The 14,278-nt window shown below is 60.9% G+C and carries 15 protein-coding genes; 7 read left to right on the top strand and 8 right to left on the bottom strand.

The window, feature by feature from the left end:
* Positions 1–16: 16 nt before the first annotated feature.
* The 5 genes from ACNAOU_RS04090 to ACNAOU_RS04070 form a co-directional block, all read right to left on the bottom strand.
* Complete coding sequence (locus ACNAOU_RS04090) at positions 17–1,546, bottom strand: sugar ABC transporter ATP-binding protein (RefSeq protein ID WP_422758097.1); 1,530 nt, start codon at positions 1,544–1,546, stop codon at positions 17–19.
* Positions 1,547–1,610: 64 nt separating this feature from the next.
* Entirely contained in the window at positions 1,611–2,567 is a 957-nt protein-coding gene (locus ACNAOU_RS04085) for a substrate-binding domain-containing protein (RefSeq protein WP_422758096.1), read from the bottom strand.
* Between the two features lie 297 nt (positions 2,568–2,864).
* Positions 2,865–3,641: an SDR family oxidoreductase gene (locus ACNAOU_RS04080; protein ID WP_422758095.1), complete on the bottom strand. Its 777-nt coding sequence runs from the start codon at positions 3,639–3,641 to the stop codon at positions 2,865–2,867.
* Between the two features lies 1 nt (position 3,642).
* A complete protein-coding gene (locus tag ACNAOU_RS04075) occupies positions 3,643–4,047 on the bottom strand; it encodes a NifU family protein (RefSeq protein ID WP_422758094.1) in 405 nt (134 codons plus the stop codon).
* Positions 4,044–5,051 (bottom strand): amidohydrolase family protein, encoded by a 1,008-nt coding sequence (locus ACNAOU_RS04070; protein ID WP_144651775.1) that lies wholly within the window; start codon positions 5,049–5,051, stop codon positions 4,044–4,046. Before ACNAOU_RS04070 ends, ACNAOU_RS04075 begins: the two co-directional genes overlap by 4 nt.
* 190 nt (positions 5,052–5,241) lie before the next feature.
* Here ACNAOU_RS04070 and ACNAOU_RS04065 point away from each other — a divergent pair, with 190 nt between their 5' ends.
* The 7 genes from ACNAOU_RS04065 to ACNAOU_RS04035 all read left to right on the top strand — a co-directional run bounded on the left by ACNAOU_RS04065 (position 5,242) and on the right by ACNAOU_RS04035 (position 11,287).
* Positions 5,242–6,183: a LysR family transcriptional regulator gene (locus ACNAOU_RS04065; protein WP_422758093.1), complete on the top strand. Its 942-nt coding sequence runs from the start codon at positions 5,242–5,244 to the stop codon at positions 6,181–6,183.
* 125 nt (positions 6,184–6,308) lie between these two features.
* Positions 6,309–7,196, top strand: a complete 888-nt coding sequence (locus ACNAOU_RS04060) for an NAD-dependent epimerase/dehydratase family protein (protein WP_422758092.1) — start codon at positions 6,309–6,311, stop codon at positions 7,194–7,196.
* Between the two features lie 252 nt (positions 7,197–7,448).
* The gene (locus tag ACNAOU_RS04055) at positions 7,449–8,243 is read left to right on the top strand and encodes an SDR family NAD(P)-dependent oxidoreductase (RefSeq protein ID WP_422758091.1); all 795 of its coding nucleotides are present in this window, start codon (positions 7,449–7,451) and stop codon (positions 8,241–8,243) included.
* Positions 8,244–8,275: 32 nt separating this feature from the next.
* Entirely contained in the window at positions 8,276–8,725 is a 450-nt protein-coding gene (locus tag ACNAOU_RS04050; protein WP_422758090.1) for a hypothetical protein, read from the top strand.
* Between the two features lie 11 nt (positions 8,726–8,736).
* On the top strand, positions 8,737–9,075 hold the full coding sequence (locus ACNAOU_RS04045; protein WP_422758089.1) for a Dabb family protein: 339 nt from the start codon (positions 8,737–8,739) through the stop codon (positions 9,073–9,075).
* Positions 9,076–9,116: 41 nt separating this feature from the next.
* On the top strand, positions 9,117–10,082 hold the full coding sequence (locus tag ACNAOU_RS04040; protein WP_422758088.1) for an NAD-dependent epimerase/dehydratase family protein: 966 nt from the start codon (positions 9,117–9,119) through the stop codon (positions 10,080–10,082).
* Between the two features lie 128 nt (positions 10,083–10,210).
* On the top strand, positions 10,211–11,287 hold the full coding sequence (locus ACNAOU_RS04035) for an SDR family oxidoreductase (protein WP_422758087.1): 1,077 nt from the start codon (positions 10,211–10,213) through the stop codon (positions 11,285–11,287).
* Positions 11,288–11,360: 73 nt separating this feature from the next.
* On the opposite strand, the gene ACNAOU_RS04030 is transcribed toward ACNAOU_RS04035, so the two are convergent.
* Genes ACNAOU_RS04030 through ACNAOU_RS04020 form a run of 3 tightly spaced genes read right to left on the bottom strand, consistent with a single transcriptional unit; the run spans position 11,361 to position 14,251 of the window.
* Entirely contained in the window at positions 11,361–12,413 is a 1,053-nt protein-coding gene (locus ACNAOU_RS04030) for a 1-phosphofructokinase family hexose kinase (RefSeq protein ID WP_422758086.1), read from the bottom strand.
* Positions 12,414–12,425: 12 nt separating this feature from the next.
* The gene (locus ACNAOU_RS04025) at positions 12,426–13,367 is read right to left on the bottom strand and encodes a transketolase family protein (RefSeq protein WP_422758085.1); all 942 of its coding nucleotides are present in this window, start codon (positions 13,365–13,367) and stop codon (positions 12,426–12,428) included.
* A complete protein-coding gene (locus ACNAOU_RS04020; protein ID WP_422758084.1) occupies positions 13,364–14,251 on the bottom strand; it encodes a transketolase in 888 nt (295 codons plus the stop codon). Before ACNAOU_RS04020 ends, ACNAOU_RS04025 begins: the two co-directional genes overlap by 4 nt.
* Positions 14,252–14,278: the final 27 nt, after the last annotated feature.

Raw genomic sequence — 14,278 nt, 5'->3', positions numbered from 1 at the left:
AAGGGCATGAAGTGCGCTACGGCACTGAGAGTTCCATGACACGGTCTGGAAGGGCTTCGTCCCGGCTCAGAATGCCGCGCTGCCTTCCCCCTGCCATGACGAGGACGCGATGGGAGAGGCCCAGGACCTCTTCAAGTTCGGAAGAGACAACGATGATCGCTACCCCTTCAGCTGCCAGCTTCCTGACGATCCCGTAGATGGCTGCCTTGGCACCGACATCCACGCCACGGGTGGGTTCATCAAGGATGAGCACTTTCGGTTTCCGGACCAGCCATTTGGCCAGCAGGACCTTTTGCTGGTTTCCTCCGGACAGGAACAGGACCGGGATGCTCAGATTGCCCCGAATGTCCAGTTCAAGGGCTTGCTCGCGCTCGACGCGCTTCACGGTCCTGTTGGTGACGAAGCCGCTGGGGGTCAGGGTGTTTTCCCACGGCAGGACCATGTTCTCTCCCCCGCTCCTGCCAAGGTTCAGCCCCTGGCCTTTGCGGTCTTCAGGGACCATGAAAATGCCTTCGCGGATGGCACCTGCAACATTGCGGATCTCAACGGCCTTACCTTCGACCGTCACCGTTCCGGTATCCGCCCGGTCGGCTCCGGCGAGGGTCCTCACAACCTCCGTGCGACCCGCACCGACCAAGCCGGACATCCCCAGGATCTCCCCCTTGCGGACCGAGAAGGAAACATCGCTGAAGACTCCCTGACGGGTCAGGCCGTCCACTTCCAGCACCACGTCCTCTTGGGCTGGTTCCGGTTGCTGATGGGCGTAAACGAATTCCCTCCCCACCATGGCGTGAATCATCTGGTCCTTGGTGACCCGTCCGGTGTCCCACGCCATCGCACGGCGACCATCCCGGAGGCAGAGTATTTCATCGGCAATCGCGGAGATTTCGTCCAGGCGGTGACTGATATAGATCACGCCTGCGCCCCGGTCACGGAGGATCCGGATTTGATCAAGGACCTTCTCGGTCTCCTCCTGCCCCAGAGAGGCGGACGGCTCGTCGAAGATCACGTAGGACGGATCGCGAAGAATTGCCTTGGCGATCTCTATCTCCTGTTGGGCCGCCATGGACAACCCGGCGACGGCCCGGCGTGGGTCTATTTTGGCTCCCAGAACGGCCAACGCCGATTCAGCCTGCTCGGCCATGGATGCTGTATCCACGCGGCCCCGCTTTTTCGGCCACCGTCCCAGGAACATGTTCTCAGCGACGCTGAGCCGCGGCACCATCTTGATTTCCTGGTGGATGATGGCAACCCCACTGTTCAACGCCGAGGCTGGACCGGTGGGAGCATAGGGAGTTCCGTTCAGCCACATTTCGCCGGCATCCGGAGATTTGATACCAGCCAGAATGGAGCTCAGGGTGGACTTTCCAGCGCCATTCTCACCGATGAATCCCAGGACCGTTCCCGCCTTCAGCGTGATGTCGACTCCGTGCAGCACTGTGTTGCCGCCGTACTGTTTGGTGAGGCCTATTCCTTTGAGGGCGTTGGGCTCCTCGGTCAGCGTTCCTCCGTTGAGGGGTGCCGGTCCCGTGCTCAGGATTGACATGGATTTCCTTCTTGGTTCGGGGGGAAGTGCCGGCCTGCCCGGTACAGGGCAGGCCGGCTCCGTGCTATTTCGCGGGGCCGTAGTATCCGGCGGAACGAGCCTCTTCGAGGTTCTCTTTTGTCACCAGGACGGTTGGCTGCAATTGCTCCTTTTCAATGGAGGCAGCATCGCCCTTCATCGCTTCAATGGCGGTGCGAACGGCCAACTCGCCCATTTGGAAAGGTTCCTGGGACATCGTGGCCAGGACCTGCCCGGCCTCGATGGCGTCATAGACCTGAGGGAAGCCGTCAACGCTGACGATCTTGAGGTTGGAGCGGCCGGCCTGCGCTGCTGCCTTCGCCGCACCAAGGGCCATTCCGTCATTTTGGGCAAAGATTGCCTGCAGGTTAGGGTTGGCCGTCAGGACATCCTGGGCCACGTTGTAGGCCTTGTTCTCGTCCCAGTCGGCGTTGGTGGTGGAGACCACCTTGATGTCCGGATTCTTTTCCAGAATGCTTCCGCATCCTTTGGAGCGCTCAATTTCTGTGGAGGAACCAAGCACGCCCTTGATGATGGCCAGGTTTCCCTTGCCGCCCATCTGCTTGGCCAGGTAGTCGCAGAGTTCCGTGGAAGCCTTGATGCTGTCGCTGCCAATGAAGGTTGTTACGTCGCCCTGGGGCCGCTGGTCAATGGCAATAACGGGGATGTTTGCCCCCTTGGCCTCCGCAACACCGGCCGCACCGGCCGTCGCATCCTGCATGGCGAAAATGACTGCCCCGACTTGCTGGGTCACCAGGTTCTGAACCTGGTTGACCTGCTGCGAGGAATTGCCGTTTGCATTCAGGACGACGAGTTCATAGCCTTCGTCGGCAGCGGCCTTCTTCATGCCATCAACGGCGGCAACGTAAAACAATGAGTGGAACTCGGGCATCGATACGCCGATGGTCTTTTTGCCCGAACCGCCTGCGTTGGCGGCTCCGTCCGCGCTGCAACCAGTCAGCGCCAGGGCAGCCGTGGCGAGCATCGCCAGAGCAACTCCCATGGGGCGGCGCAGCTTCCTTTGACGGCCTGCCTGAACAGAGTCCGTTTGCGTTGTACGGCTTGATTCGTTCATCACGATGGGCCTTACCTCTCTGTAAGAAAATCTCGACGGTGTGATGAGGGTTGGGGATGTGAAGCTCTTCGCACTCTCGGGGTAGCGGGGCTTTCCGCTTGCCGGCCCTCGACCGGGCACCTGCGAAGCTATTTCAAGTTTGTGAGGACCGTCACGATAAGTCCAAGTCAAAGATTCTTCGCAGCTGATAACCCTGGGTTATCGCTGGAGGCAGCGAGTTGCGTCCTACCAGGCGGTAAAGCCACCATCCACCACGAGGTCCGCGCCAGTGCAGAAGCTGGCTGCAGACGACAGCAGGAACACCGCGGGCCCTGCCATTTCAAGCGGCTCGGCCGGCCGCCCCAAAGGCGTGTTCCGGGTGACGGCCTCGTCCAGGATGCTTGCCACTTCCGCACGGTCGTTCATAGGTGTTCGGGTAAAGCCGGGAGAAATGGAATTGACCCGGATACCGTAGGGAGCCCACTCTGTGGCCAACGACTTTGAAAGGTGCGCTACGGCGGCCTTGGAACTGTTGTAGTGCGCTTGGAGCATTTCCCGGTGGGAGACGATTCCGGAGATGGATGCCAAATTCACGATCGCGCCCCCACCGTTGCGTTTCATGGCTCGGGCCTGTGCCTGGCAGCTAAGGAACACTCCGGTGACGTTGATCTGGAACACGCGCTCGAACTGCTCCATGGTCATGTCTTCTGCCGCAACGGCATGGGCAATTCCGGCAGAGTTCACCGCTGCCGTGAGCGGACCCAACGAACTTTCCGCCTTTTCCACGGCAGCCTGCATCTGCTCAGGCTTGGTCACATCAGCCGGAATGAACTCAGCGTTCCTTCCGGCCGCCCTGATGGCCTCCAGCGTTGCCGAAGCATCACTGGACGGCAGGTCCACCACGGCCACGTGGCTGCCCATTTTCGCCAACGCCGTGGCAATGGCACTACCAATGCCGGACGCCCCGCCCGTCACCATGGTGACGCCGCCGTCGAGTCTGAACGAGAGCTCGGAAGGGTTCACGTCAGCACCTTCCCGCATCGGCCACGGCCGCCGCCTGGCACGCCGCTGGCTGTGTGGGCCGAAGTGGCAGCGACGGCCGTGCAGCCGGCTGCCCAGGGCGGTAATGCGCCGAACTGCCAAGGGTGGCAGCAATCCGGTCCAAGGCCCTCTGGGAAGCGTGGACCTGCGAAGACCTGACACCTTTTACGCCGTCCACCTGCATCAGGCGGGAACGGACCAGACCGGCAAAAGTCACTGATATGGCTGGGCAGGAGTGGCACGCGTTATGGAAATCGACAGTCACCACACCGTCCTCAACTGCTGCGATGGTGAGGTCGCCCGAGTGCCCCTTGAGAAGGGGACGAATGTAGGACAGGGCCTCTTGAAGGTCCTCTTCCCGGGGTTCTGGATTGGCTGCACCCGTCACAGCAGCCCCAATTCCTTCTTCTTTACCTCGAGGTCAATCCCCAGGCCCTTGGCAAAGTTCAAGCCAAAGACCTGCTCCTTGATCTCCGGAGTCAGCTCCGGGTATCCGTACTTGTCCTGGAGTTCCTCCGGCATTTCGAGGTTGGCCCACGTGTCGATGTAGGTCTGCATGTGCGGCCACAGGAAGCCTTCGGATCCGTAGCAAAGCTTGTCCGCTCCGACGAAGAGCAGGGTCTGCCCCAGACGGTGCAGCATCGGGTAGGGCTGAAGGTAATACTGGTTGTGCCACAGCGGAAGCATCAAGTAAATGTTGGGAAAACGGGACGCAATGCTGACCAGCTCATCGACGTAGGGATCGCCGAGGTGGTGGATCCCGAAGTTCAATTCCGGGAAGTCATACGCGGCCATTTGGATGTCATTGGGGCGGAACGCTTCCACCGGCTGCATGCCCAAGGGATAGCCCTTGTGGAACTGCACCATCTTGATGCCGAGCTCGATTGCCTTTTCCCACAGCGGGTAGGCGATCTCCTTGTCATCAGCCCGCCAGTGATGTTCCTCATCGTGGTACTGGTAGAACTTGAAGCTGACCGCACCCCATTCCTTGACCTGCCGCTCCATCTCTTCCAGCGCGAAGTCCAGCCCTTGCCACACGGGGTCCACGCCGCCGGTGAAGTAAAAACGGGACGGGTTGGAAGCAGCCAGCTGATAGTTCAATTCGGCGGGCCCCAGCGAGTTCTGCCATTGGCCAAAGAGCGGCACCGTGCACACCATCGCGATGTCCGTGTCGGACTGCTCAAAGAGCGTCTTGTTTGCCCATTCGACATCCACAGGATCGTAGTAGTCCGGCTTGTCGGCCGGACCCTTGGTGGCCATGAGCTTATTGAACTGCCCCTGGTTGGTGCGGTGCGCGCGAACCTGCCGGCCGTCACCTCCGGGCCGGATCTGCCGATCAGTGAAATCCTGCGTGTGAACAACGCAGTCGAAGACGAACATTCCGTTTTTCATCGTGTTACCTCCAAGAATCGGTGCACGGCTTCAACAAAATCGTGAATCGGTGCTCCGGGGCGTTTGCATTGCGGCCGCCTGCCGCTGCTTTGAACTGATGTCACCAGCTTGTGTCGCAGCACACAGGAAAGTCCAAGAGCTATTTCCAGCGCCTTGCATAACCTATGCTTATAAGGTGACTTTGAGGCAGATGGAATACTTACTGGTCGTGGCAGAGGAAGGGTCCTTCACCCGGGCGGCTGAACTCCTCCGTGTATCCCAGCCAGGACTGAGCCAACAAATCCGCGCGCTGGAGCGCGCCGCGGGTGGTGAGCTCATAGAGCGAAGCACCGGAACGGTGCGGCTGACCCCTGCCGGCCGCGCCTACGCTGAACACGCGCGCATCTCATTGAAGGCTGCCGAGGACGCGAAGCGGGCGGCCCGCGAAGTCCTCAACGGTGAAGCAGGCGAATTAGTGATTGCCACAGTGCACTCCATAGCCGCGGGCATCCTGCCTCCGTCTTTGCTCCGTTGGCATAACGACAACCCAAAGATTCCCGTCACCCTGTTGGAGTTCGCCCACAGGAGGACGTTGGAGGAGTCGGTGGCCTCCGGCACGGGAGATCTGGCGGTCGGCCCCACGCCCAAGCAGTGGAGCGGACCGGTCATCGACCTGGGCCATGAGATCTTTGTGCTGTATCTGGCTCCCGAGGATCCCATCCTGAAAGACGTCCAACCGTATGCGGGACAGACCCCGCAAGGGGCACCCCAGTCCCGCGGGATCCTTCCCGTGAGCTCGCTGGATTCGCATTCCTGGATAACCTTCGAAGGAAATCACGGGCTGGGCGAATTCATCCGCGAGTACATGCAATCCACCAATATCACCCCTGATTTCGTGTTCCACACCGGGCAGATAGACAGCGCCGTCAAGCTGGCAGGAGCGGGCGCCGGTGTTGCGTTGCTTCCCGCCAACGCCCTTCCCATGGACGGGCCCGGGGTGGCTGTGGAACCCTTCCCTCCCCTGACCCGGGACTTGTCTGTGTACAGCCGCACCAAGTTGTCGCCTACCGCGGAGAGGTACGTGGAACTGTTGCAAGAACTGCCAGCCGTGCTGGAACGGCGCAACGGCCGACGCAAAGAACCCAAGCCATAATCAAACCCCATGGGTCCCACAGCGGATTTCTATTAGAGACCCTGCAATTGCCGTGGAACGATGTTCACGGACGTGCATAGCGGAATGCGCAGCACGCGGGGACGTTCAGCCGAAAGGGAATCAGAATGTCTGTACTTGTCACCGGCTCAACCGGGTACCTTGGACTGGCAATTGCCTTACGGCTCAAGATGGCAGGCCATGAGATCTTTGGGCTCACGGACACTGTGACGGGAACGAGGGTCTTGGAGGCCCGTGGGATAACTCCCATCCTGGCCACCCTCGAAGACGGGGAGACCATCCGGAACGTCACGCAACTGGTGGATGCTGTGGTTGATGCCTCAGGGCACCTGCCGGCAGCGAAGCTGTTCCTCGCCACGCTGGAGGGTACCGGCAAACGGTACATCCGAAGCAGCACTGCAAGGGTGTACGTGGACGCATCCCTTGGCTCGCTGAACAGGACCGTCCACAAAGAGGGGATGTCGGTCTCTCCGATTCGGGGGATAGCCCAAATCCTCGAAACGGACGACCGGGTGCAGCAAGCCGCGGAGAGGGACATTCACACCACGGTCCTTCGCCCTTCGATTGCCTACGGGGAGGCGGGCGGTCCTGTGATCGGAGGCCTGATCAAGCGGGCCATCACTGCGGGACAAAGCCTGTACATAGGCCCCGGCGCCAACAGGCAATCCCACGTCTACATCGCCGACGCGGCTGAATCGTTCGCGCTTGCCCTGGCCAAGGCACCCGCAGGGAGTCTCTACAACATCGCTGCCGGCGAATCGTCAGTGGGCGACATCGCCCAGGACATCGCCGGGATCCTCGGATACGCCGATGCCCAGTCATGCACCATGGATACGGCCTACACGGCATACGGCGTGACGTTCGTCGATGGCGTGCTTGCAGGCAACTGCCGCGTGGATGCTACCAAGGCAAGGATTGAACTGGGCTGGCAGCCCAAGGGGCCGGGGCTCCAGGACGAATTACGCGAGGGATCGTACTCCTTCATGTGGTCCTGACGAGGCCCCGCGAAGTCATAAGCAGCGCTTTGCCCCTGCATTGCATTCTGGTCTTGGACGCCTGCCCGCCCTTCGTGGAAGCATTGATTTCAAGCCCATTCGAGGGAACCCAGGACCCAAGCAAAAGAACTAAAACGAATATCCACCAATCCTTTGCCCCTCGAACCCGGGACCTTGCGCCGCCTGGCAGCTAGGCTCGGTGTCCTCTGCGAACGTCTGATTTGCATGAACAGAGGAAGGCAAACACGGACCATGAATCAAACTTTCAGCGGCAAAACTGTCCTTATAACAGGGGCGAGCCAGGGAATCGGGCTCGCTGCCGCGGAACTCTTCCTCAAGGAAGGAGCAAACGTTGTTGGAGTCAGCCGCGAACACGTGGAAACGGCGGGCGTCGAAGGCGCGGAGGCCGGCAGGCTCCTGCACATTGCCGCGGATCTGGCTCTTCCGGAGTCCCCCGGGCCCGCCGTGCAAGAAGCCATTGAACGATTCGGTGGAATAGACGTCCTTGTCAATAACGCTGGGGCGGTGTCGGTCCGGGAGGGCTTCCTGGACGTCACCGACGATATGTGGCGTTCCACCATGGAACTTAACTTCATGGCATATGTGAGGATGTGCCGGGAAGTCCTGCCATCCATGATTGCGGCCGGTTCAGGATCAATCGTCCATGTGGGCTCGGAAGCGGGAAGGACCCCCCTGGTGGATGCGCCGGACTACAGCGTTTCCAAGGCCGCCGTCCTGTCTCTGTCCAAGATGCTGTCCCGCGAGTTCGGACCGAAGGGAATCAGGTCCAATGTAGTTGCACCGGCGCATATCTACACTTCAATGTGGGATCGCCCCGGAGGATTCCTCGACTCCCAGGCCCGCAAATTCGGTGTACCGCGGGAAGAGGCAATCCAAGCGTTCGTCAATGACTCGGCACTGCCGGTAGGGAGGCTGGGGAACGCCGACGACGTCGCCCCAGTCATCCTCTTCCTGTCATCACCCGCCGCAAGCTTCATCACCGGAGCCGAATACACCGTCAACGGAGGCGTCACCACGTTCGTGTGATTCCTCCTCGCCTGCCATCGAGAGGACACCTAGTGACAACCCAGGAAAGCCCGGCCACCGTCCCACGTGGAAGCCAGCGAGCGGGAGCCGTAGTGGCCCGAAACTTCGTTGGCTGGCCGGAAGAAGTCCTCCGCGACTTTCATGAGAACGCCTACAACTTCAACGTCGGACAAAGAATCGTCTCGGAGACCGAGCACGTAAGGGTCTGGGAAATCAGGCTGGACCCGGGTCAGCGCCTCCACGCCCACCGTCATGTCCTGGACTACTTCTGGACAGCGGTCACCGCAGGACGCAGTAGGCAGCACGAAGACGACGGCACCACACGGGAAGTGGAGTATGCCGTGGGCGATTCGCGTCATTTCCATTTTCTTCCCGGCGAATACCTGCTCCACGATCTGGAAAATATTGGGCTGTCGCAATTGATCTTCGTCACCGTTGAGCACAAGACCAATCCCGATCAAATGAACCACCACAACAGATAGGCCACAGAACGATGTTCTACCAACTCGTCAGTTTCACTTTTCCCGAGGACATCACTCGCGAGGCACGCACCACCTTTGAAGACGCCTTGAGGAGCCTTCCGGGCAAGATTCCGGATTTGGAGGACGTACGGGTTATCAGGGCCGTCGACGACGTTAACGTCACCGGATACATGTCAGTGTTCCCCTCCGAGGATCACTATCAGCGATACCTCGTTCACCCGGAGCACGCCCCGATCGGAACCATGGCCGAAGCTGTTTGTTCCGCCATCAGCCGCCTCCTCCTGGACGATGACCGTCCCAACGTCCTGCCCCAAGGGCAGCAGGACGAACAACTGAACCACGTGGCCTAAGCAGCCCCCAGACAAAACCCCGCACAGAGAAAAGGAAAACAATGCATATCTTCGTAACTGGAGCCACTGGCTACATCGGACAGGCGGTGTCACAGAGGTTCCTTCAGGCCGGTCACTCCGTCAGTGGCCTGGTCCGCAGCGAAAGCGGCGCCAAGGCCCTGCGTGCCCGGGGCATCAATCCCGTGCTCGGCGGACTCGACGACGCCACCACCCTCCGCGAAGCTGCCCTGGCTGCCGATGCGGTGGTTGACACTGCCACGGCCGATCACGCTGACTCAACGCAGGTGTTCCTCTCGGCCCTGGAAGGAACGGGAAAGAAGTTCATCCGCACCAGCGGAACGGGCGTCTACACAGACCTGGCACAGGGTGAGCTGAACCAGACCGTCTTCACCGAAGACGTGGTCCATGACCCCGCAGAGATCGTGGCCACCCGGTACTCCACCGACCAAGCGGTCACCGAAGCCTCCGGAAGGGGGATCCACACGGTGGTCCTGCGGCCGTCGATGATCTTTGGCGATGGCGCCAGCGAACAATTGCCCTTGCTCATCCGTCAGGCCATCACCTCGGGACGCAGCTTGTATGTGGGCCGAGGCGACAACCGCTGGTCCAACGTGTACATTTCCGATCTTGCCGAGGCCTACCTCCTGGCTTTGGAAAACGCCCCTGCAGGGAGCGTCTACAACCTGGCCTCGGGTGAAGCCCGAATGGGCGACATCGCAGAGACCATCGCCCGGCTGGTGGGCCTGGAGTCAGCAGAGTCATGCCCGCCCGAGGTGGCCTACGAAGCCTTGGGGCAGCGCTGGGTTGACGTAGCAATCTCGAGCAACAGCCGCGTGGATTCGGCAAAAGCCCGGGCCGAGCTCAATTGGAATCCGGTGGGACCGGACCTGCTTGACGATCTTGGTACCGGCTCGTACAAGCGGATCTGGGCTTACAAGGGAGACCCGCACGATCACGTCCAGGCCGTAGCGGGCGACGACACCCTCCAAGGCGCCGGCTCCCACTAGGGCCGCTACCGCCGTCGAGCATTAACAAACAACGTGCACCTGCGCGTTCATCTTCGGCATTGGGCCGGGCCACCTGGCCCGGCCCAATGCCATTTCAACCACAGCAGTCAGCTGGGAATGGACATGTGATGAAAGAGTTTCATAGCGAGGGCCCCGGTACGGTACTGGTGGCCGGGGCGCATGGCGTCATTGGACGCGCGGCAGCCCTTCGCCTGGCCGACGACGGCTGGAACGTGGTGACGGTTGCGCGGCGCGGCCCCCTGGAGGAGCTCCACGAACGGAGCACCGTTCGCCACGTCAGCGTCGACCTCCTTGACCCGGCGTCGGTCAGGGAGAATTTCGCCGATCTGGCAAGGGTCACCCATGTGGTGTACGCCGCTTACGTTGACCTGCCGATGAAGGCAGCTGTGGAGCCCAACACCGCCATGCTGGTCAATATCCTCGATGCTTTGGAGGTCACCGGCGCCACCCTCGAGAGAGTCGTCATGGTGGGAGGCGGGAAGTCGTACGGGGAACACCTGGGCCACTACAAGACGCCTGCCAAGGAATCAGACCCCCGGTTCCTTGGACCCATTTTCTATAACAACCAGGAGGACGCGCTGAGGCAGCGCGGCCAGGAGCGCAACTTCTCCTGGACCGTTCTCCGCCCTGATGGCGTGTTCGGTTTCAGCGCCGGATCCCCCATGAACATCGTCAACGGGTTGGCGGTTTTCGCCGCAGTGAGCAAGGAAGAAGGCGTCCCTCTCCGTTTCCCGGGTCTGCCGGGAACATGGAAGGCCCTGCACCAAGCCACGGATGCCGGACTTCTTGCACGGGCCGTTTCGTGGGCCCTGACCGCTCAAGCAGCGCATGCCGAAATCTTCAATGTCACCAACGGTGACAACTTCCGGTGGAACCAACTCTGGGAGGTGCTGGCCGGGTTCTTCGACATGCCGACGGCCGAACCCCAGCCCCTGTCCCTGTCAGATCAGATGGGTGACAAGGACGGGCTGTGGCAGAAGATGGTGAGCCGTCACGGACTCCGGCCAACGCCGTGGGACACCATTGCTTCGTGGCCGTTCGTTGACGGCTGGATGGCGTCTGACTTCGACATGGTGCAGAGCACTATCAAGATCAGGCAGGCAGGATTCAATGACTGCGTCGACTCCCACGAGAGCCTGCGAACACACCTGGAATATCTGCGCAGCAACCGGTACATCCCGTAAACGTCCGCGGGCAAGGGAAAGCCAGGGCCCGGACGTTGCGAGACACGGGCCCTGGCAGATCGTGGGCGATAAGTTACCGGGAAAGTACGTAGTCAGGGTCCGGCGCGGACACTGAGATGCCTGCCGGTGAGAAGACGACCCGCGGAAGGATGGTAGTGGCTTCCTGCACGGCGAGCGCACCCCAGGCGACGGCGCGGGCAAGGGCCTCGCAGACCACTTCCGTTGAGTACGGGGCCGCTGTTGAGTGCGGCAGTGCGCTGAGATAACCGGCAAGTGCGGCGTCTCCGGCTCCCGTGGTGTTGAGGACCCTGGCTGAAGGGCCCCTTGCCCAGAGGACCCCATGCTCGCTGACCGCTACCAGCCCGTCGCTTCCCAGGCTGGCCAAGACGGTCCTGATCCCCCTTTGCCGGAGCACGTTGGCGGCGAACACCACATCCCTCATGGTCCGTAGCGCCGTCCCAGTGATCTCAGCCAGTTCTTCCCTGTTGGGCTTGACCAGGTCCACCGGCGTTGCTGATGAGGCCCAAGCTTTAAGGGTTTCTCCCGAGGTATCCAGGCACGTTGAGACTCCTTGCTGATGTGCAGTACGGAAGAGCCTGCCAGGATCGACTTCGTGGCCGGTGCTGCTGTCCACCGGAAGCGAACCGCCCAGGACCAACCAGTCTGCCTGGACCCTTTTGACTTCATCGAGCGTCGCGTCGCAGAGCTGTTGCCATTTCTCCGCAGTCAGCGGCGCCGCGTTCTCGTTGAAGTTTGTGGTGGCGCCGTCCGTGTCCACGATGATTGCGTTGACCCTGGTGGCTGCAGTGACTCCCACGGTCTTGAACACCTTGTTGCGTACGCTCTCGCTGCCCTCGGCCAGCTCGAGGTCCTCGTCGTTGATGGGCACCACAGCGGTGGCGACGTTTCCAGCGAGGCTCAGGGCACGTGCAACGTTGATGCCTTTGCCTGCCAAGTACGTTTCAACTCTGGTTGCCCTGTTGACGTGCCCCTCCACCATGCGGTCCAGGAAGTAGACCCTGTCAATGGCCGGGGCTGGGGTGAGGGTGACAATGCGTGAAAGGCCGGCGGGCACGCGCTGCTGCACGGTCTTAAGGGGGCTCAAAGTCTGGAGTGGCTTGGACATAATGGACGTCATTCACTTCCGCGACTTCAGGGTGGCCTTGATGTGCTCCGCAACTTTGGCCGGTGACAGTCCGTATTTGTCCAAAAGGAACTCGTTCGGCGCGGATTCGGACCAATGATCGGCAAGCCCGAGCCTGGTGACACGTGCAGGCTTTTCGGATCCTGCGGTCAGCTCACAGACCAGGCCCCCGAGTCCTCCGAGAACGCTGTGCTCTTCCACGGTGACAATCAAGGGCGCAGAGCGGAGCTCCTGCAGGAGTTCCTGTTCGTCCAAGGGCTTCAGCATCGGAACGTGGATGTGTTTTGCCGTGATTCCTTCCTGCTCAAGGGAATCGAGCGCCTGCGCAACCCTGGAGGTCTGCACCCCGGTTGAGACGACCGTGAGATCGGTTCCGTGGCGCAGGACCACGGGCTTGTGCGGTGCGAACACGTAGTCTTCGTCAAATACGTCCTGGACGGCGTCGCGGGCGAAACGAATGTAGACGGGGCCGTCGTAGTCCGCCACCCATTTGATGGCGGCGCGCGCCTCGGTGGCGTCGGCTGGGGCGATGACCGTCATGTTGGGCATGGCCCGCATTATGGCGAAGTCTTCGATGTCCTGGTGTGTCTTGCCGCTCGAGCCGTTGAGCAACCCGGAGTACGCCGCCGCGATACGGACTGGGGCCTTGGTCTGGGACACCAGCATCCTGACCTGGTCCAGTGCCCGGTTGGTGAAGAAGACCCCGAACGATGACAGCCACGGCCGGTACCCAAGGGTACTGAGGCCGAAGGCCATGCCGACGATGTTTTGCTCTGCGATGCCCACCTGGATGAACTTTTCCGGATGGGACTCTGCAATGATGTCCGCGCGTGTGGACGTCGCAAGGTCCCCGTCCAGGACCAGGATGCGCTCATCCAGTTCAGACAGTTCGGAAAGCGTCTCTCCCCAAACCTGACGTTGTGCTTTGGTGCTCACTTGACTGACTCCATCTTCTGGCCGAGTTCTTCCCGGGCGGTCCGCAATTGTTCCTCTGTGGCGATGCCGTTATGCCACTTGTACGTGCCACTGGTAAATGAGACTCCGAACCCCTTGGTGGTGTTCGAAATGATCGCTGTCGGTTTTCCGGAGACTCCGCGGAAAGACTGCGCAAAGGTGAGGCCGTCCGAGATCTCTTTGAGATCGTGCCCATTGATGCTGATGGTGTTCCATCCAAATCCGGTGAACACGGCCTCCAGGTCCACGTGGCCCACGGGCTCGCTGCGGTCGAACCGGTCCCGCGGCCCCGCCGGCCAGCCATACTGCTGCAGGCCATTGACGTCCACGATCGCCGTCAGGTTGTCCAGTCCAAAGCGTGGTGCTGATAGGACTGTTTCCCACACCATGCCTTCTCCGAGTTCACCGTCGCCCAACATGACCCAGGTGTGGAAGTCCTTTCCCAGCTTCTTGGCGCCGAGCGCCATGCCGGCGCCGCTGGACAAACCTTGACCCAGCGACCCTGTTGACGCGTCCACTCCAGGGGTCAGGAGCATATCCGGGTGTCCTTGGAGGCGGGAGTTTCCGTGGTCAAAGGTTGCCAGTTCCTCAACGGGAAAGTATCCCCTGAGTGCCAGGACGGTGTAGAGGCCAATTGCGCAGTGACCCTTGGACAGGATGAACCGGTCCCTTTCGGGATCGCGCGGGTTATTCGGATCAATGCGCATGTGCTTGAAGTAGAGGGAGACAAGCACGTCCATGGCAGACATGGGACCGCCGATGTGACCGGCCTTGCTGGCGGCCACAGTGTCGATGACGCGCCACCGGGCTTCTTGGATGATGCTGCTCATCTCCAGGTCGGTGAGGACCTCAGTTTTCGTATTCATGGGTAATCCTCTCTCAACAAAGTACGT

It is taken from the genome of Paenarthrobacter sp. C1 (assembly GCF_049315185.1).
Lineage (GTDB): Bacteria > Actinomycetota > Actinomycetes > Actinomycetales > Micrococcaceae > Arthrobacter > Arthrobacter nicotinovorans.
The sequence above is the reverse complement of the archived record's forward strand: the minus strand, read 5'-3'. Positions and strand labels throughout refer to the sequence as shown.